Origin of the sequence: Streptomyces sp. TSRI0281 (assembly GCF_001905125.1) — a bacterium.
Lineage (GTDB): Bacteria > Actinomycetota > Actinomycetes > Streptomycetales > Streptomycetaceae > Streptomyces.
In genome coordinates this window covers 1,197,092-1,220,290 of the sequence record NZ_LWLE01000001.1, presented here as the reverse complement: position 1 = coordinate 1,220,290, position 23,199 = coordinate 1,197,092, and the positions used below count along the sequence as shown (strand labels likewise).

22 protein-coding genes are annotated in these 23,199 nt (G+C 71.9%); 12 read left to right on the top strand and 10 right to left on the bottom strand.

Annotated features, from left to right (window positions below; genetic code table 11):
- Window positions 1-96 precede the first annotated feature (96 nt).
- Window positions 97-942, bottom strand: coding sequence for a spermidine synthase (locus A6A29_RS05725; protein ID WP_073718747.1), 846 nt, complete (start codon window positions 940-942; stop codon window positions 97-99).
- 119 nt (window positions 943-1,061) lie between these two features.
- Complete coding sequence (gene tuf / locus A6A29_RS05720) at window positions 1,062-2,237, bottom strand: elongation factor Tu (protein WP_073718746.1); 1,176 nt, start codon at window positions 2,235-2,237, stop codon at window positions 1,062-1,064.
- 356 nt (window positions 2,238-2,593) lie between these two features.
- Between tuf and A6A29_RS05715 the strand changes: the two genes are divergently transcribed.
- The 6 genes from A6A29_RS05715 to A6A29_RS05690 all read left to right on the top strand — a co-directional run bounded on the left by A6A29_RS05715 (window position 2,594) and on the right by A6A29_RS05690 (window position 9,331).
- On the top strand, window positions 2,594-3,304 hold the full coding sequence (locus A6A29_RS05715) for a TVP38/TMEM64 family protein (protein ID WP_073718745.1): 711 nt from the start codon (window positions 2,594-2,596) through the stop codon (window positions 3,302-3,304).
- Window positions 3,305-3,514: 210 nt separating this feature from the next.
- Entirely contained in the window at window positions 3,515-4,387 is an 873-nt protein-coding gene (locus tag A6A29_RS05710; RefSeq protein ID WP_073718744.1) for an undecaprenyl-diphosphate phosphatase, read from the top strand.
- Between the two features lie 332 nt (window positions 4,388-4,719).
- Window positions 4,720-5,460: a class I SAM-dependent methyltransferase gene (locus tag A6A29_RS05705; protein WP_073718743.1), complete on the top strand. Its 741-nt coding sequence runs from the start codon at window positions 4,720-4,722 to the stop codon at window positions 5,458-5,460.
- Window positions 5,457-6,566, top strand: a complete 1,110-nt coding sequence (locus A6A29_RS05700; protein ID WP_073718742.1) for a pyridoxal-phosphate dependent enzyme — start codon at window positions 5,457-5,459, stop codon at window positions 6,564-6,566. Before A6A29_RS05705 ends, A6A29_RS05700 begins: the two co-directional genes overlap by 4 nt.
- On the top strand, window positions 6,563-7,822 hold the full coding sequence (locus A6A29_RS05695) for an ATP-grasp domain-containing protein (RefSeq protein ID WP_073718741.1): 1,260 nt from the start codon (window positions 6,563-6,565) through the stop codon (window positions 7,820-7,822). Before A6A29_RS05700 ends, A6A29_RS05695 begins: the two co-directional genes overlap by 4 nt.
- Window positions 7,823-7,915: 93 nt before the next feature.
- On the top strand, window positions 7,916-9,331 hold the full coding sequence (locus A6A29_RS05690; protein WP_079182582.1) for an MFS transporter: 1,416 nt from the start codon (window positions 7,916-7,918) through the stop codon (window positions 9,329-9,331).
- Here the strand turns inward: A6A29_RS05690 and A6A29_RS05685 are convergent.
- Together A6A29_RS05685 and A6A29_RS05680 are read right to left on the bottom strand one after the other, a co-directional pair.
- Complete coding sequence (locus A6A29_RS05685) at window positions 9,328-9,984, bottom strand: sigma-70 family RNA polymerase sigma factor (RefSeq protein ID WP_385729551.1); 657 nt, start codon at window positions 9,982-9,984, stop codon at window positions 9,328-9,330. The two genes, A6A29_RS05690 and A6A29_RS05685, sit on opposite strands and share 4 nt — an antisense overlap.
- A 287-nt stretch (window positions 9,985-10,271) precedes the next feature.
- Window positions 10,272-10,943, bottom strand: coding sequence for a hypothetical protein (locus A6A29_RS05680; protein WP_073718739.1), 672 nt, complete (start codon window positions 10,941-10,943; stop codon window positions 10,272-10,274).
- A 228-nt stretch (window positions 10,944-11,171) separates the two neighbouring features.
- On the opposite strand from A6A29_RS05680, the gene A6A29_RS05675 reads away from it, so the two are divergent.
- From A6A29_RS05675 to lnt, 4 genes are all read left to right on the top strand, one after another.
- A complete protein-coding gene (locus tag A6A29_RS05675; RefSeq protein WP_073718738.1) occupies window positions 11,172-12,218 on the top strand; it encodes a ferric reductase-like transmembrane domain-containing protein in 1,047 nt (348 codons plus the stop codon).
- 221 nt (window positions 12,219-12,439) lie between these two features.
- The gene (locus A6A29_RS05670) at window positions 12,440-13,306 is read left to right on the top strand and encodes a universal stress protein (protein ID WP_073718737.1); all 867 of its coding nucleotides are present in this window, start codon (window positions 12,440-12,442) and stop codon (window positions 13,304-13,306) included.
- 138 nt (window positions 13,307-13,444) lie between these two features.
- Window positions 13,445-13,939 (top strand): nuclear transport factor 2 family protein, encoded by a 495-nt coding sequence (locus A6A29_RS05665; protein ID WP_073718736.1) that lies wholly within the window; start codon window positions 13,445-13,447, stop codon window positions 13,937-13,939.
- 325 nt (window positions 13,940-14,264) lie between these two features.
- Complete coding sequence (gene lnt / locus A6A29_RS05660) at window positions 14,265-15,914, top strand: apolipoprotein N-acyltransferase (protein ID WP_073718735.1); 1,650 nt, start codon at window positions 14,265-14,267, stop codon at window positions 15,912-15,914.
- On the opposite strand, the gene A6A29_RS05655 is transcribed toward lnt, so the two are convergent.
- Window positions 15,838-16,743: a Gfo/Idh/MocA family protein gene (locus A6A29_RS05655; RefSeq protein ID WP_073718734.1), complete on the bottom strand. Its 906-nt coding sequence runs from the start codon at window positions 16,741-16,743 to the stop codon at window positions 15,838-15,840. The genes lnt and A6A29_RS05655 overlap by 77 nt on opposite strands.
- A gap of 193 nt (window positions 16,744-16,936) precedes the next feature.
- Here A6A29_RS05655 and A6A29_RS05650 point away from each other — a divergent pair, with 193 nt between their 5' ends.
- Window positions 16,937-17,449, top strand: a complete 513-nt coding sequence (locus A6A29_RS05650) for a DinB family protein (protein ID WP_073719027.1) — start codon at window positions 16,937-16,939, stop codon at window positions 17,447-17,449.
- 240 nt (window positions 17,450-17,689) lie between these two features.
- Window positions 17,690-18,160 carry a hypothetical protein gene (locus tag A6A29_RS05645; RefSeq protein WP_073718733.1) on the top strand — a complete coding sequence of 157 codons (471 nt, stop codon included), beginning with the start codon at window positions 17,690-17,692 and terminating at the stop codon, window positions 18,158-18,160.
- A 78-nt stretch (window positions 18,161-18,238) separates the two neighbouring features.
- Here the strand turns inward: A6A29_RS05645 and A6A29_RS05640 are convergent, their stop codons facing one another.
- The 5 genes from A6A29_RS05640 to fabG all read right to left on the bottom strand — a co-directional run bounded on the left by A6A29_RS05640 (window position 18,239) and on the right by fabG (window position 23,013).
- Window positions 18,239-18,712: a hypothetical protein gene (locus A6A29_RS05640; RefSeq protein ID WP_073718732.1), complete on the bottom strand. Its 474-nt coding sequence runs from the start codon at window positions 18,710-18,712 to the stop codon at window positions 18,239-18,241.
- A 303-nt stretch (window positions 18,713-19,015) separates the two neighbouring features.
- Window positions 19,016-19,699 carry a uracil-DNA glycosylase gene (locus tag A6A29_RS05635; protein ID WP_073719026.1) on the bottom strand — a complete coding sequence of 228 codons (684 nt, stop codon included), beginning with the start codon at window positions 19,697-19,699 and terminating at the stop codon, window positions 19,016-19,018.
- A 77-nt stretch (window positions 19,700-19,776) separates the two neighbouring features.
- Window positions 19,777-21,357, bottom strand: coding sequence for an ABC transporter substrate-binding protein (locus A6A29_RS05630; protein WP_073718731.1), 1,581 nt, complete (start codon window positions 21,355-21,357; stop codon window positions 19,777-19,779).
- A 118-nt stretch (window positions 21,358-21,475) separates the two neighbouring features.
- Complete coding sequence (locus A6A29_RS05625; protein WP_073718730.1) at window positions 21,476-22,231, bottom strand: SDR family oxidoreductase; 756 nt, start codon at window positions 22,229-22,231, stop codon at window positions 21,476-21,478.
- 20 nt (window positions 22,232-22,251) lie between these two features.
- Complete coding sequence (fabG, locus tag A6A29_RS05620; protein ID WP_073718729.1) at window positions 22,252-23,013, bottom strand: 3-oxoacyl-ACP reductase FabG; 762 nt, start codon at window positions 23,011-23,013, stop codon at window positions 22,252-22,254.
- Between the last annotated feature and the right edge of the window lie 186 nt (window positions 23,014-23,199).

Genomic DNA, 23,199 nt, shown 5'->3' with positions numbered 1-23,199 from the left:
GGCGTTCGCCGTTCTCAGGCGTGGGCGTGGGCGCTGCGCGGGCGCGGGCGCGGGCATCCATGGGGCCGAGCGGTTGCCGCGCGACTGCCCGGCGCCTCAGCCGATACTGAACGCCCCGTCGGGCGGCACGGGCGAGCCGACCGCGTCGGCGTCCCCGACCGGCTTCGCCCCGCCGATGAGCCGTGCGAGCGCTTCGTCGTACTCGACCCGCGCCGGGAAGGCGTCGGCGGCGCAGCGGCGGGTGAGCGCGGCCGTGTCGACCGCGGTGTGCGAGGCGAGGAGAACGACGTTGCCGAAGCGGCGCCCGCGCAGCACGGCCGGTTCGGCGATCAGCGCGATCTCCCCGAAGACCGCGGCGAAATTGGCCAGCTGGGAGCGCAGGAAGCCGAAGGGCGCGCTGTCGGCCAGGTTCGCGGCGTAGATCCCGTCCCCGCGCAGGACCCGCCCGGCGGCCCGCGCGTACTCGACGGAGGTGAGGTGGGCCGGTACCCGCGAGCCGCCGAAGACATCCGCGACCAGGACATCGGCCGAGCCCGGCGCCGCCTGCTCCAGCCACGCGCGGGCATCCGTGCCGTGCACCGTGATGCCGCTGTCCTCGGGCACCGGCAGGTGTTCGCCGACCAGGTCCAGCAGCCCCCTGTCCGCCTCCACCACGTGCTGCCGCGATCCGGGCCGGGTCGCCGCGACATAGCGGGGCAGGGTGAGGGCGCCGCCGCCGAGGTGCAGGACGTCGAGCGGGGCGCCCGGACCGGCGGAGCAGTCCACGACATGGGCGAGCCTGCGGACGTACTCGAATTCGAGGTACGTGGGGTCGTCGAGGTCGACGTAGGACTGGGGCGCCTCGTCCACCGTCAGCAGCCAGGCCCGGTCGCGGTCCACATCGGGCAGCAGGCGGGCGGTGCCGCGGTCGACGTCGCGGATGACGGGTATCGGCTCGTTCACTCCCCCATTGTGAGGCGTGGGGCGGGCTGCTCCGCACCGCGCGGACCCGCCGCGGCCCCCGTGCCACCCGCCTCCCCGAGGTTGGCGGGAGGCGGGTCGCACAAGGCGGTCCGGGTGCGTCAGAGCAGGCCGGTGACCGTGCCGGCGCCGACCGTGCGGCCGCCCTCACGGATCGCGAAGCCGAGACCGGACTCCAGCGGAACGTCACGGCCGAGCTCGACGGTCATGGTGACCGTGTCGCCGGGGCGAGCGACCGCCACCTCGCCGAGGTCCACGTCTCCGACGACGTCCGCCGTACGGATGTAGAACTGCGGCCGGTAGCCGGTGGTGACCGGGGTGGTCCGGCCGCCTTCCCGCGCCGACAGGACGTACACCTGCGCGGTGAAGCGGCGGCTGGGAGTCACGCTTCCCGGCGCCGCCACCACATGGCCTCGACGGACCCGGTCGCGCTCCACACCGCGCAGCAGCAACGCCACGTTGTCGCCCGCCTCCGCGGACTCCATCGGCCTGCCGAACGTCTCCAGGCCGGTGACGACCGTGTCGATGTCCGCGCCGAGCACCGCCACCCGGTCACCGACGCGGACGGTGCCGCGCTCCACGGCGCCGGTGACGACCGTGCCCCGTCCGGTGATGGTCAGGACGTTCTCCACCGGGAGGAGGAACGGCGCGTCGGTGTAGCGCACCGGCATCGGTACGTAGGTGTCGACGGCGTCCAGCAGTCCCTCGATCGCCGCCGTCCACCGCGGCTCGCCCTCCAGCGCCTTGAGTCCGGAGACCCGCACGACGGGGACGGTGTCACCGCCGTAGCCGTGCGAGGTGAGCAGTTCGCGAACCTCCAGCTCGACCAGGTCGGTCAGCTCGGGGTCGCCCGCGTCGGCCTTGTTGAGGGCGACGACGATGTGGTCGACGCCGACCTGACGGGCGAGCAGGACGTGCTCGGCGGTCTGCGGCATGATCCCGTCGAGCGCGGAGACGACGAGGATCGCCCCGTCGAGCTGCGCCGCGCCGGTCACCATGTTCTTGATGTAGTCGGCGTGACCGGGCATGTCGACGTGCGCGTAGTGCCGGGTGTCGGTCTCGTACTCGACGTGCGCGATGTTGATCGTGATGCCGCGCCGGGCCTCCTCGGGCGCCCGGTCGATCCGGTCGAACGACACATAGGAGGTACTGCTGCCGCCGCGCTCGCTGAGGACCTTGGTGATGGCGGCGGTGAGCGTGGTCTTGCCGTGGTCGACGTGGCCCATGGTGCCGATGTTGAGGTGCGGCTTGGTACGCACGTATGCCGTCTTGGGCATGGCTCGTTCCTTGGTGTTCGAAGCTGAGAGCAAGAGACCCCAGTGCCCTGCCGACCCTCCCCCTACGGGGTCCGCCGGACTGTCGGGGGAGGGTCAGCTTCGGGCGCCGCCGAGGGGCGCCGCGGCGGCGGGAGCCGCTGCGAGAAGTGCCGTTGCCGCGGGGACCGCGACAGCGCTCACGGCAGCCTTCGGCGCGGCCGCGACTGCGGACCGTGCTGCGAGGAAGGCGTACCGGAACATGCCTCGATCATGGCCCGGCGGGAGGGGGGCGTCGAGTGGTTTTCCGCACCGCGCGACGAAAGCACCTCACATGGGCGTTACGACGATCACACACTCATTTCGGTTACTCTCCCCGAATGTTCGACCCCGTTCCCGCCGCCCGGCCCACCGGTGGTCTCGCCGTGCGTTGTTCGAGGGTGCTGCTCTCGCCCTGGTCCCGGTTCTCGCTGCTCGTGGTGATGCTGCTGGCCGCCGCGTCGACGATGCTGCTGTTCGAACCACAGCGGCTGCTGGCCGCCGGGTGGCCGCCCCAGCTGACCGGCGGGGCCGCGGCCATGCTGTTCGGGCTCGCGTACGGGGTCTGCACGGTGGCGTTCGTACCGCGCCCCCTGCTCAACATCGCCGCGGGTGCCCTGTTCGGCGCGCAGGCGGGTCTGGCCGCCGCCCTGGCGGGCACGGTGCTCGGCGCGGGTGTCTCGTTCATGCTGGGCCGGGTACTGGGCCAGGACGCACTGCGCACACTGCTGCGCGGGCGCTGGCTCAAGGCCGCGGACGGGCTGCTGAGCCGGCACGGCTTCCGGTCCATGCTGGCGCTGCGGCTCTTTCCCGGAGTGCCGTTCGCCGCGGCCAACTACTGCGCGGCCACCTCCCGCATGGGGTACCCGCCGTTCCTGCTGGCCACGGGGCTCGGCTCGATCCCGAACACGGCGGCGTACGTCATCGCGGGCAGCGAGGCGGCCTCCCCGACCTCGCCCGCGTTCCTGGCCGCGATGGGGTTCATCGTGCTGACGGGCATCGGCGGGGCGCTCGTCGCCTGGCGCAAGCGCCACCGGCTGGGCGCCGGATGATCCGGGCGACGCGGGACATGAGCGGCGGGCGGCCGGGGGCAGCGGAAGGAACGTTCACCTGTAGGCGATACGCTGCCCGCGACCCACAAAGGGACTCCGGGGCCGATACCCCGAGGCGTCCCTTCTCTCTTTGACCGCAATCCGCACGCTGCCGACGGCCTTCGAATCCCTCGGCCGATGCACGATCACCTCCGGGATGGCCAAAGCCCCATGAGCTGGTTCGAATCATTCGTCCTGGGCCTCGTTCAGGGACTGACCGAGTTCCTGCCGATCTCCTCCAGCGCCCATCTGCGGCTCACCGCGGCGTTCGCCGGCTGGCACGACCCGGGCGCGGCGTTCACCGCCATCACCCAGATCGGCACGGAAGCGGCGGTGCTCATCTACTTCCGCAAGGACATCGCGCGGATCCTGTCGGCCTGGTTCCGCTCGCTGACCAACGCCTCGATGCGCAGCGATCACGACGCGCAGATGGGCTGGCTCGTCATCGTCGGCTCGATCCCCATCGGTGTGCTCGGCGTGACGTTCAAGGACCAGATCGAGGGCCCGTTCCGGGATCTGCGGCTGATCGCGACGACACTGATCGTGATGGGCATCGTCCTCGGTATCGCGGACCGGCTCGCCGCCCGCGACGAGGTCGGCGGCAAGCACCGTGCGGTGAAGGAGCGCAAGTCCCTCAAGGAGCTGGGGATCAAGGACGGTCTGATCTTCGGTTTCTGCCAGGCGATGGCGCTGATCCCCGGAGTCTCCCGCTCGGGCGCCACGATCAGCGGTGGTCTGCTGATGGGCTACACCCGCGAGGCGGCGGCCCGGTACTCGTTCCTGCTCGCGATCCCCGCGGTGCTGGCCTCCGGCGTCTTCGAGCTGAAGGACGCGGGCGAAGGCCATGTGTCCTGGGGCCCGACGATCTTCGCCACGGTGATCGCGTTCGTCGTCGGTTACGCCGTCATCTCGTGGTTCATGAAGTTCATCACGACCAAGAGCTTCATGCCGTTCGTCATCTACCGGGTGCTCCTCGGCATCCTCCTGTTCGCCCTGGTGACGGCCGGTGTGCTGAGCCCGCACGCGGGCGAGTCCGCGGGCTGAGGGCGCTCCCCCGGCCCCCCGCGAGGACGCGCGGCGAGAGCTGCGGGACCTCGGACATCTCCTCCTGGAAGCGACCGGGTCCGGTCGCTTCCAGGCTTGCGTCCCTGTGCCCTTCGCGGCCCCCGGAGCCGGCACCACGAAGGGGAACGGCCCGCTCCTGACCGGCCGACGGCACAACCGGCATCCCGCTCGGCGGGACCGTGCCGTACGGGTGGCGGACGGTCCTGCGGAGTCCTCGGGAACTCCACGTGCCACCGCGCCGACTACTGGGGAGGACGATCACCGGCACGCGCGGAATCAGGGCCCCGGGGCCCGGGAGGAGGCCGAGAGGCATGCACTGGTACGAGGACGACGCGCTCTGGTCCGATTTCGCATCCACGATGTTCCCGCCCGCCCGAGCCGAGGCCGCCGCGGATCTGGTGCACTCCTCCCCCCTGCTGGACTTCCCACCGGGCTCACGGGTGCTCGACCTGTGCTGCGGGCCGGGGCTCTTCGTGGTGCCGCTCGCTCTGCGCGGCTACGACGTCACGGGCGTCGACCTCTCGCCCTCGATGCTGGAGCGGGCCCGCGGCGCCTGCGAGCAGGCGGGTGCCGAAGCACGCCTGGAGCGCGCGGACATGCTCACGTACACGATTCCCGGCGCATTCGATGTCGTACTCAACGTGTTCACGTCGTTCGGGTACTTCGACGACGCCGAGGACAACCTCCAGGTGCTCCGCAACGCCCACCGGAGCCTCGCCCCGGGCGGGCAGCTCCTGGTGGACGTGATGGGCAAGGAGGTCCTGGCCGGCTGGATCGGGCGCCCGCAGGCCGTCGATCTGCCGGACGGCTCGTACGTGGTCCAGCGGGACGTCGTCCTCGACAGCTGGCGCAGACTGCGCACCGACTGGACGCTGGTGCGGGGCACATCGGCACGCAGCGCGTCGCTGACGTCCTGGCTCTACAGCGCCGCCGAACTGCACGCCCTGTTCGAGGAGGCCGGATTCACCGATGTGGAGTGCTTCGGCGGCTTCGACGGATCCGGCTACGACCACCGGTCCGCGCGGCTGATCGTCCGCGGGCGGCGCAAGTGAGGCCCCGCGCGGAGCGCGGCCCGCGTGCCGCCCGCGCCGTCGTCCACGAACACATCACCGACGCGGTGAAAGCACCGGACCTGATCCGGCTGGACGGCGATGTCGTGCTCGCCCGCTTCGAGACGATGAAGGTGTACGCGGCACTCGGCGCCGTCCGCTCGCTCCTGCGCCGTGGGCGCGTCGTGCCAGGACAGACGCTGATCGACAGTTCGAGCGGCATCTACGCCCTGGCCCTGGCGATGGCCTGCCACCGCTACGGGCTGCGGTGCCACATCGTGGCGTCCACGACGGTCGACTCGGTGATGCGCGCCCAGTTGGAGATCCTGGGCGCGACCGTCGATCAGATGCCGCCGTCGCAGAGCCTGCGCCTCGACCAGGAACGCCGCGTACGCCATGTGCGCCGGCTCCTCGACGAACGCCCCGACTTCCACTGGATGCGGCAGTACCACGACGCCGTCCACTACGAGGGGTACCGGGAGTTCGCCGATCTCATCGCCGGGTCCCTGCCCGAGGGGCCGGTGACCGTCGTGGGAGCGGTGGGCACCGGGGCGTCCACCGGCGGGCTCGTCCAGGCCCTGCGGGAGTCGGGGCGCCCGGTGCGTCTGGTGGGCATCCAGCCGTTCGGCAGCGTCACCTTCGGCAGCGAGGGGTTCAGCGACCCGGAGGCGATCATCGCGGGTATCGGCAGCTCCATCCCGTTCGAGAACGTCCGCCACGAGCTGTACGACACCGTGCACTGGCTGGACTTCCGGCACGCGATGGCCGGTGCCGTCGCTCTGCTGCGCAAGCACGCGGTCTTCGCGGGGCTTTCCACCGGTGCGGCGCACCTCGTCGCCTCCTGGGAGGCGGCCCGTGCTCCGGGGCGGACGCATCTGGTCCTGGGTGCCGATACCGGCCACCGCTACGCGGAGCGGGTCTTCGCCCGCCACCGTGAGGCGCTGGACATGGCCGCGCTGCGGCCCCGGCGCATCGATGCGCTCGACGCCCTGCGACCGCCGTGGTCGGTACTGGAGTGGGCGGGACGCCCCGCGCCGGGGACCGCTCACCGGGCCGGCCACGACGACAACGCCCCCACCCCCGTACCGAGCGTGGAGCTGCTGCCATGACCCTCGTCGCACTGGAGTCCCTGTCCTTCGGGCTCGGCCGGATGGTCTCCGCCGCCGCGGAGACCGGGCACCGGCTGTGCCTGCTCACCGGGGACCGGTCGGTGTACCGGCACGAACTCGCCACGCTGCCGCCGGACGCGCTGACCGTCGTCGACGTCGACACCGGCGACCCGGAGGCGACCCGTCGCGCGCTGGCCGCCGTACCCGCTCCGGCGGGGCTGATCAACACCACCGACACCTGGGGCGTGCCCGCCGCCGAACTCGCCGCCGACTTCGGGCTGCCGGGCCCCGACCCGGAAGCTGTCCGGCTGCTGCGCGACAAGTCCCGGGTGCGCGCCCTGCTGCACGAGCGGGGACTGAGCACCAGCACCGCCGTACGCGTCGGTCCGGACCGGGCGTCAGCCGGGGAAGTGCTGAGCCGGGTGGGTCTGCCCGCGGTGCTCAAGGACTCCGCGGGCACCTCGTCGCGCAATGTCTGGATCGTCCACGACGAGGAGTCGCTGCACCGGGCGCTCGACGAGGCCGGGCGACGGCCGTTCATGGGAACACTGTTCGCCGAGGCGTTCCTGGCCGGGCCGCTGTACAGCGCGGAGACCCTGAGCTGGGACGGCACCACCCGGCTGCTCGGGGTGCTCAGCCGTCAGACGTCCCGGGAACCGGCGGTACGGGAGGAGGCGGCCGCCTTTCCGGTCGCGCTGCCCGACGACGGGCCGGACGACGGACGGGCGGACGGGCAGGCGGACAGCCGGGGCGGCATCGAGCGCTGGGTCGGCCGCGTCCTGGACGCGGCGGGGCACCGCCGGGGCTTCGCCCATGTGGAGTTCATCCTCACCGCGGACGGCCCGGAGCTGGTCGAGATCAACCGCAGGATCGGCGGGGCGCTGGTGGGCGAGGTGCTGTGCCGTTCGCTGGGGACCAATGTGTACACGGCCATGATGGAGGAGGCCCTCGGCAGGCGGCCGCGTCTGATGGACGATCCGCTGGACCGGAAGGGGCCCGCGTACGGCTTCGTCCTCGTGCACGCGGACCGGCCCGGGGTGCTCAAGGGCTGGCACGGTCTCGGCGAACTGGCCGCGTTCCCCGGCTCCGTGTGCTGGTATCCCACCCGGGAGCCCGGGGAGTCCCTGGCCCATGTCGGCGACCAGCGCGGCTGTACCGGCATCGTGCTGGCCGAGGGGGCCACGGCGGAGCTGGCACAGCACCGGGCGTGGAGTGCGGCGACCCGGGTGCGCCCGATCGTCGTCGGCGAGGCCTGAGCGTACGCCGGGCGGGAACAGTGAGCGGACGTGAGCTTACGCCGGGGCGGGAACAGTGAGCGGGCATGAGCGTACGCCAAGCGGGAGGCGCGGGTGAGCGCTGAACGGGCGGCCGGTGGACGGCGGTTCACGGGCCCGCAGGTGTTCCTGCTGGCCGGTTCGTTCCTGATCACGCTGGGCAGTTTCGCCGTGCTGCCCTACATGTCGGTGCTGCTGCACCAGCGGCTCGGGCTGGGGCTGGGCACGGTCGGGTTCGTCCTGGCCGTCGCCTCGCTGCTGCAGTTCTCCGGGGGCGTGGTCGCGGGCCCGGTGGCCGGGCGGATCGGGCTGCGGCGCGCCATGTGGGTGGCGCTGGCGCTGCGTACGACCGGATTCGCGGCGTTCGTACCGGGGCTGACCAGTCCGTTCCTCGCGGTCGGCGCCCTGTTTCTGGTGTCGGCCGGGGCAGCGCTCTATCTGCCCGCCAACAAGGCGTACCTCGTGGACGGCGCCGCCGAGGCCGAGCGGCCCCGGCTGCTGTCGGTGAGCGGCTCGGCGTTCAACGCGGGGATGGCGCTCGGGCCGCCGCTCGCGGCGCCGTTCGTGCTGGGCTCGCCCGCGGTGGTCTTCTCCTGCGTCACCGGGCTGTTCGCACTGGTCGGGGCCGGCCACGCGCTGCTGCCGCCGGGGAACGGCACCACGACGGCGGGCCCGACCGGCGGGGGCGGGAAGGAGGGGCCCGGTGGGCGGAGTGCCGACTGCCACGAGGACCGGCGCCGGGAACGACGGGCCGGGCCCTCCCCCTTCGCGGTGACCGTTCTGAGCGTGTACGTCTTCATGTTCTTCCAGCACTACGTGGCGCTGTACGCGGTCCCGCGCACCTCGGCGGCCTTCTACGGCGGCGTGCTGATGGGGTACGCCGGTCTCCTCGTGGTCGCCCAGCCGCTGCTGGCCCACCGGATCGCGGCGCTGACGTACCGGGGTGCGATGCGGGTGGGATTCGGCGCCATGGCGGCGGGGGCGGCGAGCATCGCCTGCGGCGGATATGCGGGCATCGGCGCGGGCAGCGCCCTGATGTGCCTGGGCGAGATCGTCCTCTTCCTGAAGAACGACCTGGAGGCCCTGGCCCGCTCCTCCGCCCCCGCGGCCTCGGTCTTCGGGCGCCAGCGGCTGGCGGCGGGGATCGGCGCGTTCGGGAGCGGCGTCGTCGGCGGCCAGGTGTACGGGGCGGCGGAGGCGGCCGACGCGGTACCGGGATTCTGGGTGGCGGTGTGTGTGCAGGGGCTGTTGCTGCCCCTGTTCCTCCTCGGCCGGCGGACCGGCCCGGACGCCGGTGCCGGGCACCCGTCAGCCACGGAGAACCCGTCGGGCACGGACCGGCCATCGAGCCCAGCAGGCCCGTCGGACGCGGAACGGCCATCCGGCCCAGCAGGCCCGTCGGGCACGGACCGGCCATCGCGCCCAGCACGCGCACCGGACACGGAAGGGCCGCCGGGTGGTCCCGGCGGCCCGTTCCGCTCACCGCGCTAGGAACATCCCTGCCGCTCCCGCGCCGCCGTCCGGCCGCCCGGCTCCGCGCCCCACAGCAGCGCGAGATCCCGTCTGGCCCGCGCGACCCGGGAACGTACCGTTCCGATGGGGCATCCGGCGGCGGCGGCCGCCTCCTCGTAGGAGAGACCCAGCAGTTGGGTCAGCGCGAAGGCCTGGCGCCGCGCGGGCTCCAGGCTCCGCAGCGCGTCGAACACCGCGACGGACTCGTCGAATCCGGGCAGTTGCCACGGCTGGGCACGCTCCACCACCGCCTGCCAGTCGGCGGTGTCCGCGATCCGCGGCCGGGCGGCGGCCGTGCGGTGGCGGTCGATGACGACGCGCCGCGCGATGGACAGCAGCCAGGTTCGGGCACAGGACCGGCCCGCGAACCTCGCCAGGCCGCTCATGGCCCGCAGATAGGTCTCCTGGGCCAGGTCGTCGGCGCCGGGGGCATCGGCGCTGAGGTGGGCGACGAACCTCCTGACGTCGTCGTAGGTGGCGCGGACGAAGTGCTCGGCGGCCTCCCGGTCGCCGCCACCGGCGGCCAGCGCCCAGTCGGTGATCTGTGCGTCGTTCTGCCGGGCGGCGAACACCCGGGGCCGGGACGGCCGTGCGGGCGGCACCGGAGCGGCGGGTATCCGCACCGCGGGCACGCGGGCGGCGGGTAACGGGGTGACGGGCACCCGCGCGGCGGACGTGGGGCGCCCGGGAAGGAGGGGGGCGGGGTGCAATCGCGCAGGGGGCATCGGGGCAGGGGGTGTCACTACGGTTCCTTAGCGTCCTCGCGGAGCCGCCGCGATACCGCGCGGCTCCTCGTGACCGGCCTCCGGGCGCTATCGGCGTCCCGGGGAGTCGGCATGCCTGTCACAGGTGTTCACCCGTGTCATGGGCGCGCACCTGGGCCGCCCCGGCCCGGATCGGGCCCAGGGGCGGGCGGAGGTCAGTGCGTGCGGACGCGAAGGGGCGGTCCCCGACGGGAGAGTCCGTGCAGCGCGAGGAGATCCTGAAGGCGGCGCCCCGGCCTGCGGCGGGTCCGCCACCGTGTCACCGGGGTGCGGTCGGCTCCTCCGGCGCGCCAGAGCCGCCAGGCGGCCCGCAGCGGGGCGCACACGAACAGGGCCAGGGAGCGGCCGAGTTGGACGAGCGCCGCCTCGCCTCCCCACAGCCACCAGCCGCAGAGCAGTCCGGCGATCACATGGGCCGCGACCATGCCCGTGCTGACCGCCGTGACGTCGAAGGCTGCCAGGGTCATGGCGTCGGCGGGTGTTCCGGCCATCGCGTCATGGGCCGAGTGCGTCATGACGCCGGACGGGTGACCGGAGCCCCCGTGGCCGTCCGGGCCCACGAGGCCCGGCAGACAGGGCTGCACGGAGGTGAAGAGGGTGTGCAACGACAGCTGGCCGACGGCGCTCGCCGCCGCGGTCACCGGGGCGCTCCGCTCGCGGCCCGCCAGCCACCAGCCGCCTCCGCACACCAGCAGAAAGGCGGAGGCCAGGCTGGGCAGCGGAAGGGACCCACCGGACATGAGCGCATGGCCGAGTCCGGACACCGCGACGCACACGGCCGCGAACACCACGGTCCGTACTGCGCGGGGGGCGGTTCCGCCTCTCATGGCGGCCATCGTGCCAGCGTCACCCGCCCCCGCGAGAAGACCAACAGGTCAGTAAATGGGACGGGTTCATCGGATATCGGATGACACCCGCGATCAGTGATCCATGTCACAGCCACGTGCGGGGAACTTTTGTCCTCCTGCCCCCGACTGCTCCAACAACGCGTGTGCGCGGACCTCGTGGCCGAGGACACGCATCCGCCCGCCAGCCGACGCCCCCGAAGAGGCCGCATGACGAACCCGCCCCCCGCACCAGAGCCGGCCGACACCGCCGCACCCGAACCGGTTGGCACCGAGGCACCCGTACCCGAACCGCCCGGCACCGAGGCACCCGCACCCGTCGAGGGCCCCACCTCTCCCGTCACCCGGCAGCCACGCCCCACGCTCCGCTCCGACCTGCGCGCCTCCCTGCCCGACGGCCTGGTCGCCCTCGCGGTGACCGCGGCCGTCTTCGCCGTGCTCTACGTCCGGATCCGCGACAAGTCCTCCTCGACGGTCTCCGTCATGCCGTTCATGGCCGACGTGGGCGGCTTCTGGATGTACTTCCTCAGCCAGGCGTTCGGCTGGTCCGCACTGCTCTGGGCATGGGGGACGGTCATCCTCGGGCTGCTGCTGTCGGGCCCGCGCCCGGGGCGCCTGCCGCTGTCGGGCCCCCGGCTGGAGCGCCTGCACCGCACGACGAGCCTCAACACGATCGCACTCATCGCGGCCCACGCGCTGCTGTTCGCCGCGGAGCTGATACGGCACGACACGGCGGGCTGGAACTCGGCGCTCGCCACCGCCCTCACGGAAGCCTTCGTACCGGGCGGCTACGACTCGGGCACCGGACGGATCGCCATCCCCGTGGGGCAGGCGGCCCTGTACCTCGCGGTTCCGCTGGGCCTGCTCTTCTACGTGCGGCATCGCATCGGCCCCAGAACCTGGCGCATCCTGCACCGCTGCGTGATCGTCGTCTACGTCCTGAGCGTCTGGCACACCCTGCTGTACGGGACGAACGTCTGGTACGACGGCTGGTTCCGCACCTCCGTGTGGCTCCTCCAGCTGCCGATCGCGGCGCTGCTGCTCCTCCGGCTGCTGCGGCCCGCCCGCCGCTCGGAGAAGCTGTCCGCGCGGCCCGGCGACTCCTCGGGTTCCCGGACGGGCTGGGCCCTGCGCCTGGGCGGCCGGCTCGCCGTGGCCGGGATCCTCGTGGCCCTCGTCGCCGTCGTGGTCAGCGGGAATGACGGCGGCCGGACCGTGCCGCCGGACGACACGTCCTCCCGTCACCACCACGACTGACACGCCTGCCCCCTCACCACCGGCACACCTCACCAGGGCGCCGGGCGCCGACCGGCCGTAGCGTACGGAAAAGGCGCTTTCACGGGACATATGGGCGCCCGGCCGGGACGCGCGGCACGCACTGAGGGCTTCCGACCCGCTGTCAGGGCCGAAAGTCCCTCCCGTTCCGTGCCGGGAAGGACAAGGCTGGGACGTGCAGGACCCGGACCCTGGAGGGATTCATGACCACCACCGAGCTTCCCGTCATCGCCGCTGTGGACGGTTCGTCGCACAGTTGGGACGCACTCGACTGGGCCACTCACGAGGCCGTGCGGCGAGGGCTGCCGCTGACGATCGTGCACGTCCGGCCACTCACCCGGCGGATCAGTCAGGAGACCCAGCTGCGCGAGGCCGAGGAACTGCTCACCGAGTCCGTACGCCGGACCACGCTGATCGCTCCTGAGCTGCATCCCGCCACCCTCGCCCCGCTGGACTTCCCGTCGGCCGCGCTGGTCGCGCTCGGCCGGGACGCCTCGATGGTGGTGGTGGGTTCACGCGGGCTGGGCGGATTCCGGTCGCTGATGATCGGCTCCAACAGCCTGGCGACCGCGTCGATGGCTCCGTGTCCCGTCGTGGTCGTCCACAGTGGCCGCGCGGAGGAGGACGAGGCGGAGGCCGCCGAGAGCGCCTTCCCCGACATCGTGGCGGGGGTGGCCGCCGACGAGAGCAGCGAGGCGGTGCTGGACTTCGCCTTCGAGACCGCCGCCTCCCGTCCGGGCGCACGCCTGCGGATCGTGCACGGCTGGACGATGTTCTCCTCGATGCTCTCGGGCGGTCCGGTCTTCGACCGGGAGGCTGCGGCGGGCGCGGCGGAGCGGACTCTCGCGGAGCTCACGGCGGGCCGTCAGGAGCAGTACCCGCAGGTGGACGTCGTACGCGAGCCGGTGAGCGGTTCCGCTTCGCGCACCCTGGTGACCGCGTCGGCCACGGCGGCACTGACCGTGATCGGGCGTCGCAAGGGGGGCGAGGCGCTGGGGCTGGGCCTGTCACCGGTGGCACAGACGACGGTCACACACGCGCTGGGGCCGGTGGCCGTCGTCCCCTGCTGACGACAGGTCAGGAGGCCGGAAACGGAGCGCGCGGCGGGGCAGCGGCGCAGCGAGCGGCGGGCCGGGCACCCGGCCCGCCCGAGTGACCGACAGCGCGGAACCCTTGGCCTCACGCGCGTCTTGACAGAGACTTGGCCAATGACGCAGCGTGTGGCACTCGCGACCGTAATGGACCAGCTCGCCATCGATGCAGTGATCACTGGTTATGCGGTGGCGGTCGACGACGGCGACTGGCCCGGCTACGGCGATCTGTTCACCCCGGACGGCCGTGCCGACTACCGCGAAGCGGGCGGTGTGGAGGGCCCGGCCACCGAGGTCGCGCAGTGGCTGACGGAAACGATGCGGCTCTTCCCCGTCCGGCAGCATCTGATCGTCAACCGCCGCATCGGCCTCCAGGATCTCGGCGGCTATCCGGGCGACCGGGCCGACGTACAGGCCGATTACCTCAACCCGATGCGACTGGTGGCGGGGTCGCGTCCGGGCACGGCCGAGGGCGGGGACACCGCACCGGACTTCGTCTCCGGCGGCCGGTACACCTTCGAGTTGCTGCGTACGGAGTCGGGCTGGCGGATCCGCTCCGTCGTCGTCCACGAGAAGTGGCGACGTACGCCGGGTGGCTCCGCCCCGGTCTGAGCCCCGCGCGCCGGCCGTCCCGCCGCCCGGCTCCCGTCCGGCGCCGCCCACCCTCGCCGCGCCGTCCATTCCGCGCCGCCCGTCTCCCGTGCCGTCCGTCCAGCGCCGTCCGTCCAGCGCCGTCCGTCCAGCGCCATCCGTCCAGCGCCATCCGTCCAGCGCCATCCGTCCAGCGCCGCCCGGACGGCGACGCGCCGCGGCCGGGTGCCCTGTCGCCTCCGGTTGCCCTCCCTCACACTGGGCACGTAGACGTGGTCACTGGGCACGAAGCCGTTGTCCGGCGCAAACACACTGCTCGCCCGGGGCAGGACGAGGAGGGCACGCCATGCGGATGCGGGACGGGCGCGTTCCGACCGGTACCACCCCTGCCGCGCGGGCACCGGGCGGTCCGCGTGCGGCGGGTCGGCGGCTGCCTGCCTCCCCGTGGGGGCGCGGCGGTGCCGCCCTGCTCGCCGGGGCCCTGCCCGCCCTCGCGTTCCCCGCGCCGGGGCTCTGGTGGTTCGCCCATGTCGCGCTGGTGCCCCTGCTCCTGCTGATCCGGTCGGCGGCGACGCCGCGGCGCGCGGCGCTGGACGCGTGGATCGGCGGCACCGGTTTCATGATCGCCGTGCACCACTGGCTGATGCCGAGCCTGCATGTGTTCATCGTGGTCCTGGCGGCGTTGCTCGGCCTGCTCTGGGCCCCGTGGGGACTGCTCGTGTCCCGGCTGCTCGGCGGCGCCCCGTCCGCTCCGCGTTCGGTGGCCGCGGTCGTCCTCGTACCGTCCGGCTGGCTGATGATCGAGCTGGTCCGCTCCTGGGAGGGCCTCGGCGGCCCCTGGGGGCTTCTCGGCGCCTCCCAGTGGGAGTTCGCCCCTGCGCTCCGGGTGGCGTCGGTGGGCGGCGTGTGGCTGGTGAGCCTGCTGGTACTGGCGGTCAACACCGGCGTCGTTCTGCTGCTCGTCGCGCCCGCCGCCCGCGCCGCCGCCGTGGTCTCCCTCGTGGCGTGCTCCCTCGCCGTGGCGGCGATCTGGAGCTGGGCGCCGCGGCCGGAGCGCGTCGCGACGGCCCGGATCGCCGTCGTGCAGCCGGGTGTGGTGGAGGGTCCCCACAGTGTTGAGCGCCGCCTCGCGCGCAGTGAGGAGCTGACGCGTTCGCTGGCGGGCCGGAATCTCGATCTCGTGGTGTGGGGCGAGAGCAGTGTCGGCGTGGATCCGCTGAGGAGTCCGAAGACCGCGTCGCGCCTCGCGGCGCTCTCGCGGCTGGTGGGTGCCGAGGTGCTGGTGAACGTGGACGCCCGGCAGACGGACGCGTCGGGCCGGACCGGGATCTTCAAGTCCGCGGTGCTGATCGGTCCGGACGGGCCCACCGGGGACCGCTACGACAAGATGCGGCTGGTGCCGTTCGGCGAGTACGTCCCGGCGCGTGCGGCGCTCGGCTGGGCGACCTCGGTCGGCAAGGCGGCGGGCGAGGACCGGCTGCGCGGCACCCGGCCGGTGGTGATGACCCCGTCGGGCGAGCGGGGGCTGCGGTTCGGCCCGCTGGTGTGCTTCGAGTCGGCGTTCCCCGACATGAGCAGGCAGCTGACCCGGGACGGCGCGGGACTGCTGATCGCCCAGTCGTCGACGTCCTCGTTCCAGCACAGCTGGGCGCCCGGCCAGCACGCCTCGCTCGGGGCGCTGCGGGCCGCCGAGAGCGGCCGTCCGATGGTGCACGCGACGCTCACCGGCACCAGTGCGGTGTACGGGCCGCGAGGAGAGCGGGTGGGCGGGCGGCTCGGTACGGGTTCGAGCGCGGCCGCCGTCTTCGACGTACCGCTGGCCCGCGGCACCACGCTCTACGTCCGTTTCGGCGACTGGCCCGTGTACGGCGCGCTGGCGGCACTAGCGGCCCTGCTCGCCGCCGAGGGGCTGCGGTCCCTCAGGAAGCCTGCTCCAGCGACTCCCGCACCACTCGCTCACACAGCTCATGGGTCGCCAGGGCGTCCCGGGCGCTGAGCGTCTCCCCGGCCCGTACGGCGTCCAGGAACGTCAGCACGCTCTGCTCGATGCCGCGCTGCCGGGCGACCGGCACCCAGTCGCCCCGCCGGCGCACGGTGGGCTGGCCCCTGTGGTCGATGATCTCCGCGAGGTTCACCACCTGGCGCTTGGTGTCCTGGCCGGAGACTTCGAGGATCTCCTCGGTCGATCCGCTGAGCCGGTTCATCAGGCCGATGGCGGTGAACCCGTCGCCGGACAGCTGGAGCACGACATGGTGCATCAGACCGTCGACGATCCGGGCCCGTACGGACGTGTGGTCGACAGGGCCGGGGGCCAGGAAGCGCAGCGTGTCGACGACATGGATGAAGTCGTCCAGCACCATGGCCCGCGGGTCCTCGGGCAGACCGACGCGGTTCTTCTGCATCAGGATCAGTTCGCGCGGGTGCTCCAGGCACTGCGCGTAGCCGGGGGCGAGCCTGCGGTTGAAGCCGACGGCGAGACTGGTACCGCGCTCCTCGGCGAGGCTCACCAGCCGCTCGGAACCGGCGAGTTCATAGGCGAGCGGCTTGTCGACGTACGTGGGTACACCGGCTTCCAGGAGCCGGCCGACGATCTCCGGGTGCACGGCGGTCGGGGCGTGCACGAAGGCGGCGTCGAGTCCCTGGGCGAGCAGGGAGTCGAGGGAGGTGTGGCACTGGCCTGCCGGAATCCGGTGCGTCTCGGCGACCGCGGCGAGCGTGGCGGGGGTGCGGGTCTGCAGATGCAGCTCGATTCCCGGCAGCGTGGTCAGCACGGGCAGATATGCCTTGCGCGCAATGTCGCCGAGCCCGATGCAACCGACCTTCACAAGGGTCCCCTATCGCTGTGTCATATGCCTGACGTGGTTCCGGCAGCATACGTGCGCCGCGACGGCGGCCGGCCGGCGATGCCGACCGGGGCCGAACCCGTACCCGTTTCGCCGGGCCACCGCGCGGCCTGTGCGGGGCGTGGCAACGATATTGCCTGGCCGGAGCCATGATCGATGAGCGAGGATGACCGCCATGACCGCTCCTGAACGCTCCGAACCCGCCGTCGACGCCGCCGAACGTCCGATGCTGGAGGGCTGGCTGGACTTCCACCGCGAGACGCTGGCGACGAAGTGCGCCGGGCTCACCGACGCCCAGCTGCGGGAGGCGTCCGTGCCGCCGTCGGAGTTCACACTGCTCGGGCTCGTCCGGCACATGGCCGAGGTGGAGCGCGGCTGGTTCCGTATCGTGCTGGCCGGCGAGGACGCGGCGCCGATCTACGGCACCGACGAGGACCCGGACGCCGAGTTCCATCTCACCGAGGCGGACACCTGGGCGGAGGCGGAGGCCACCTGGCGTGCGGAGATCGCGCAGGCACGGGAGAACGCGGCGAAGGTCGGCCTCGACGAGATGTCCGCGGGGCTGAGCCGCAGGGGCGAGACGTACAACCTCCGGTGGATCTACACGCACATGATCGAGGAGTACGCCCGGCACAACGGCCACGCCGACCTCGTCCGCGAACGGGTCGACGGCGCCACCGGCGTCTGACGCCCACGGCGCCGCGGGTACCCCGGACACACCCGCACCAGGTCCCGGTGCGGTGCGGTGTGATCCGCCTGCCGGGGGTCGGGGGCGGGCTCGGTGAGTTCGACTTCGTCCAGCATGTATCGGTAGGGGTTGCGGCGCACGGCTGCCTGTACGCGCTGGGTTTCGGCCGGGTCACTCGTGTGGGCCAATCCTGCCGCGCCGGCCCCCCGGACAGCCTTTGCGCAGAGCAGAGTTGCCCGGGTGCATCGAACGAGAATCACCGCGAAGATCCTGGTCGGAGTGGCTGTCACGGCCGTCTCCGGCTGCGTGTCGGTGGAGCCGTCGGCGGAATTCCCGCCGCGGCCCGGCGTCGGCAGACCGGTCCAGGACGTGGCACCGCAGATCGTGCAGCCACCCGCCCGCGAGGCCCTGGAAGCTCTCCCGGACCCGACACCCTCCCCTTCCTCCGCCGCTCCCTCGTCCGCCGCCTCCACCGGGGCGCCGTCCGGCACCCCGCGCGTCGTACCGCGCAGTCCGCGGCAGCGGGAGGCCGCGGACCCGTCCCGGCAGCGCACCCCACTCCGGTTGCCGCGCATCCCGCTTCCCGAACCGCGTGCGGTACCGCGTGCCCCCGCCGGCGGCACGGGTGTCTGCGCGCTCGGCCGGGGGTACGGGGGCTGGCCCGCGGGCAGCCCCCAGTCCACCATCTGTGACCAGACGTACGGCGGCTGAGCCCCCGCACCCGCGCCCGGCCCACGCACCCACGTGCGCCCCGGCCCACCGGCCGGAAGCCGGTGGGCCACGGCGAGCTCACGCCTGCCGCATCCGCAGCTCCAGCCGCTCGATGGCCGTGCGGACCCCTGTGCCGTACCCGCTGTCCGGGAGCACTTCGGCCGCCGCCCTGGCCCGGTGCAGATGGGTCCGGGCCGCGTCGGGCCGCCGGAGCTTCAGATAGTCCGCCGCGAGGTTGAGATGCAGGGAGGGGTAGAAGGCCCGCACCGCCAGGGAATCCTGGTGCTCCGCGACCCGCTCGTCACTCAGCCCCTCCGCGGCCGTCAACGCCCTTAGATCCCAGGCCAGTTCATCCGCCGGGTCGTCCTGCGTATCGGCCATGTAGTGCGCGAGGGTGCAGCGGTGGAGGGCGTCGCCGTCCTCACCGATCTCCGACCAGATGATGGCGAAGCGGTTGCGCGCCTCTTCCCGGTCGCCGCCGTGGAGCAGCATGATCGCCTGGCCGATCCTGGTCATGACGGCGTCCGGGGACGCCTCCTGCTGCTCCATCACTGCGCTCTCCCTCGTGCCCGTACAGCCGGTTGCGGTCGTGCCGACGCCAAAGGGATGCCCCACGAGCCCCGGTGGGCGCACGGCGACAGCTACGGCGACTCGCGGCGTTGTCGGAACGCCCCAATACATCCAGTATGCGGACGTTTCTCCACCTTCTGACGCACCGTATCCGCCGCCGCGCGCCGATCCACCGGGGCCGTTCATCCCCGACCGGGTCCCGATCCGTCGGGGGTGAACCGGCCCGTGGTCCGTCGGGATGGCGGGACATCCCTCGGCTCTACGGCCGTCGCCATTCCCGCACACTCAGCCCAGGTCGGGGATGCGCCAGTCGATGGCCTCGTGCCCCTGGGCGGCGACGGCCTCGTTGATCTGGGTGAAGGGGCGGGAGCCGAAGAACTTCTTGGCGGAGAGCGGCGAGGGATGGGCGCCCTTCACCACCACATGGCGCTCCTCGTCGATCAGCGGAAGCTTCTTCTGCGCGTAGTTGCCCCAGAGCACGAAGACCGCCGGGTCCGGCCGCGAGGCCACCGCGCGGATCACCGCGTCGGTGATCTTCTCCCAGCCCTTGCCCTTGTGCGAGTTGGCCTCTCCGGCCCGTACCGTCAGCACGGCGTTGAGCAGGAGGACTCCCTGCTCGGCCCAGGGCATCAGATACCCGTTGTCCGGGACGGGCAGGCCGAGCTCCTCCTTCATCTCCTTGTAGATGTTGCGCAGCGAGGGCGGCGTCTTCACGCCCGGCCGCACGGAGAAGCACAGTCCGTGCCCCTGGCCCTCGCCGTGATACGGGTCCTGGCCGAGGATGAGGACCTTCACCCGGTCGTACGGGGTGGCGTCCAGCGCGGCGAAGACCTGCTCGCGCGGCGGATACACCGGCCCCTTGGCCCGCTCTTCCTCAACAAAGTCCGCGAGCTCCTTGACGTACGGCTTCTGCAGCTCTTCGCCGAGGACGCCGCGCCAGGACTCGGGCAGCAGGTCGGTGTCGGTCACGTCCACAACCTCCGGTAAGCAATCGGTTCTTGACCACAGAACCTACCGGGGACCACTGACAACGGCCCCCGCGAGCCCTACCAGCTGGTCTTGCGGTACAGCTCCCACAGCTGCATGACGGTCTGCGGGTCCAGTGCGCGCTCGCCGCCGCCGATGTCCTCGCCGGACGCGACGTACAGCTTGCCCTGCCACAGGGGCAGCAGCCGGACGTCCTCCACCAGGATCTCCTGGGCCCGTTCGAACTGCTGGCTGACGGCCCCCCGGTCGCTCTCCTGCCGGGTGGCGGGGATCAGCTGCTGGGTGATCTCCTTGTTCAGGTACGGGGTCCCGGTGACGCTCTCCTTGCCCACGAAGGGCGCGATGAAGTTGTCGGGGTCCGGGAAGTCAGGGAACCAGCCTCGGCCGAAGACGGGGTACTCCCCCTTGGTGAAGCCCTCCTGGAAGGTCGTCCACGGCTCGCCCTTCAGCGTGATCTCGAAGAGGCCGGAATCCTCCAGCTGACGCTTGAGCTCCTCGAATTCGGGCTTTGTGGAGGAGCCGTAGCGGTCGGTGGTGTACCAGAAGGTCATCTTGACGGGCTTGGTGATACCCGCGTCGGTCAGGATGCCCTTCGCCTTGGTCACGCTCGGGTCGCCGAAGGTGTCGAAGAAGCTCGTGGTGTGTCCGGCGATGCCCTTGGGCACCATGGAGTACAGCGGCTCCGCGGTGCCCTGGTAGACCTTGGCGACCAGGGCGTCCCGGTTCACGAGGTGGGCGATGGCCTGGCGGACGGCGGGCTTTCCGGCGGCCGGGTCCTTCGGGTTGAAGACGAGGAAGCGGATGTCCGCGCCGACCGTCTCGACGATCTGCAGGCCGTCGTTGTCCGCCTTGTTGTCCTCCAGGCTGACGACTTCGTCGGCGGTGAGACCCCGGTAGATGGCGTCGATCTTCTTCTTCTTGAGGGCGGTCACCATCCGGGTGGATTCCTTGAAGTACCGCACGGTGACCGCGTTGTTCTTACGGTTGGCGAAGCCCCGGTAATCGGGGTTCTTCGTCATCTCCGACGCGACCGCGGGCTTGTAGGAGTCCAGGAGGTACGGACCGGATCCGGTGACCTTGCCGTCGTCGCGGATCTTGTCCTTCGGGTAGTCACCGGGCGCGACGATCGACATCGCGGGGGTGGCCAGGATGAAGGGGAAGGTGGCGTCGGAGGTGTTCAGGTGGAAGATGACGGTGTCGTCGCCCTTGGTCTCCACCCGGTCGAGGGAGCCGAGCATGCCGGCCGGGCCGCCCTTGACCTTGATCTTCACGATCCGGTCGATGCTGTACTTCACGGCCTCGGCGTCGAGCTTCTCGCCGTTGGAGAATTTGAGGTTCTTACGCAGCGTGCACCGGTAGGCCATGCTCGTGGAGTCGGTGAACTTGCAGTTGTCGGCAGCGTCGGGCTCGGGACTCGTGGTGCCGGTGGGGAAACTCACCAGCGTCTGGAACACGTTCCGCATCAGTTCCCACGAGCTGTCCCAGGCAGCCGCCGGATCCAGGGTCGAGGGCGAGCTCGTCGAACCGACGACTATCTTCTGGTCCGTGTCCGACTCGCTGCCGGACAGCAGACCGCAGCCGGCCAGCAAAGACAGGGAAGCAAGGGCTGCAGCAGCCTGCAGACTGGCCCGGTAGAACACGCGCACGCTCCTCGATCAGCCATGGGTCGGCAGACCATACCGCAGCGCCCCACCGGGTCAATCCGCTGACCCGGTGGGGCACTTGAGTCAATCGGGGCCAAACCGGCTCAGGCCGCTCTCAGCCCACACCCGCGTTCAGGAAGATCCCGCCGTCGACCACGAGGGTCTGTCCGGTGATCCAGTCGGACTGCTCGGAGGTGAGGAAGGCCGCCGCGCCGCCGATGTCCTGCGGGACCCCGAGCCGGCCGAGCGGATAGGCCGCCGCCGCCTCGGCCTCACGGCCCTCGTAGAGGGCCTGGGCGAACTTGGTCTTGACCACGGCCGGAGCGATCGCGTTGACCCGGACGACCGGCGCGAACTCGTGGGCCAGCTGAAGGGTCAGATTGACCATGGCCGCCTTGCTCATGCCGTAGGCGCCGATGAAGGGCGAGGCGGAGATCGCGGCGACGGAGGCGATGTTGACGATCGCCCCGCCGTTCTCCTTCTGCCACGCCTTCCAGGTCTGCTGGGCGAAGCCGAGCGCCGAGATCACATTGGTCTCGTACACCTTGCGGGCGACATTGAGGTCGAGCTCGGCGATCGGGCCGAAGACCGGGTTCGTACCGGCGTTGTTGACGAGGAAGTCGACCCGGCCGAACGCCTCCATGGCACGCTCGACGGCCGCCGCCTGGTGGGCCTCGTCGTGGGCCTTGCCCGCGATGCCGATCGCCCGGTCGGAACCGAGCCGCTCGACGGCCTCCTTGAGGGCGTCCTCACCGCGGCCCGTGATGCACACCCGGTCGCCGCGGGCGACCAGCGCCTCGGCGATGCCGTAGCCGATGCCCCGGCTGGCGCCCGTGATGAGGGCGACCTTGCCACTGTCCTGCACAGTCATGATGTCCGTTGCCCTTCGGGTCAGTTGAGGGGTCCACCGGCGACGTACATGACCTGTCCGGAGACGAACCCGGCGTCCTCGCCCGTGAAGAAGGCGATCGCGTTGGCGATGTCCTCGGGGCGGCCGACGCGCTGCACCGGGATCTGGGTGGCCGCGGCGGCCTGGAACTCCTCGAAGCCCATGCCGACCCGGGCCGCGGTCTGCGCCGTCATCTCGGTGACGATGAATCCAGGGGCGACGGCGTTGGCGGTGACGCCGAACTTGCCGAGCTCCTTGGCGAGGGTCTTGGTGAAGCCCTGGAGACCCGCCTTGACGGCGGAGTAGTTCGCCTGCCCGCGGTTGCCGAGGGCCGAGGAGGAGGACAGGGACACGATGCGGCCGAACTTGGCCTCCACCATGTGCGACTGGACGGCCTTCGCCATCAGGAACGCGCCCTTGAGGTGCACGTTCATCACGAGGTCCCAGTCCAGCTCACTCATCTTGAAGAGCAGGTTGTCGCGGAGCACGCCCGCGTTGTTGACGAGAATCGTCGGCGCGCCGAGCTCGGCGGCCACCCGCGCGACGGCGGCCTCCACCTGGGCGCTGTCCGACACGTCGCAGCCGACGGCGAGAGCGGTCCCCCCAGCGGCGGTGATCTTCTCGACCGTGTCCTTGCAGGCCGCCTCGTCGAGGTCGAGTACGGCGACGGCGCGGCCCTCGGCCGCCAGGCGTACCGCGGTCGCGGCGCCAATGCCCCGCGCCGCTCCTGTCACGATGGCGACGCGCTGCTCGGTGGTGGACATGCTTGGTTCTCCTCGCCCTTGGATCGGGGGCTCAGCGGACGTCGGGACACTCCTGGGACATTCCCTGACAGAAGAATCCCGATGACTGAGCAACCGCTTAGTACCTTCAGCAGACGTGACGCTAGAAGCCCTGGCACCCGGTGTCAACGGCCCACGGGCGCAGAGGCCGCATGTCACACCCGGCGG

Coding starts and splice junctions, on each gene's coding strand:
- tuf (WP_073718746.1), bottom strand. CDS start 2,237: ATGCCCAAGACGGCATACGTGCGTACCAAGCCGCACCTCAACATCGGC.
- A6A29_RS05715 (WP_073718745.1), top strand. CDS start 2,594: ATGTTCGACCCCGTTCCCGCCGCCCGGCCCACCGGTGGTCTCGCCGTG.
- A6A29_RS05710 (WP_073718744.1), top strand. CDS start 3,515: ATGAGCTGGTTCGAATCATTCGTCCTGGGCCTCGTTCAGGGACTGACC.
- A6A29_RS05705 (WP_073718743.1), top strand. CDS start 4,720: ATGCACTGGTACGAGGACGACGCGCTCTGGTCCGATTTCGCATCCACG.
- A6A29_RS05695 (WP_073718741.1), top strand. CDS start 6,563: ATGACCCTCGTCGCACTGGAGTCCCTGTCCTTCGGGCTCGGCCGGATG.
- A6A29_RS05680 (WP_073718739.1), bottom strand. CDS start 10,943: ATGAGAGGCGGAACCGCCCCCCGCGCAGTACGGACCGTGGTGTTCGCG.
- A6A29_RS05675 (WP_073718738.1), top strand. CDS start 11,172: ATGACGAACCCGCCCCCCGCACCAGAGCCGGCCGACACCGCCGCACCC.
- A6A29_RS05670 (WP_073718737.1), top strand. CDS start 12,440: ATGACCACCACCGAGCTTCCCGTCATCGCCGCTGTGGACGGTTCGTCG.
- A6A29_RS05665 (WP_073718736.1), top strand. CDS start 13,445: ATGACGCAGCGTGTGGCACTCGCGACCGTAATGGACCAGCTCGCCATC.
- lnt (WP_073718735.1), top strand. CDS start 14,265: ATGCGGATGCGGGACGGGCGCGTTCCGACCGGTACCACCCCTGCCGCG.
- A6A29_RS05650 (WP_073719027.1), top strand. CDS start 16,937: ATGACCGCTCCTGAACGCTCCGAACCCGCCGTCGACGCCGCCGAACGT.
- A6A29_RS05625 (WP_073718730.1), bottom strand. CDS start 22,231: ATGACTGTGCAGGACAGTGGCAAGGTCGCCCTCATCACGGGCGCCAGC.
- fabG (WP_073718729.1), bottom strand. CDS start 23,013: ATGTCCACCACCGAGCAGCGCGTCGCCATCGTGACAGGAGCGGCGCGG.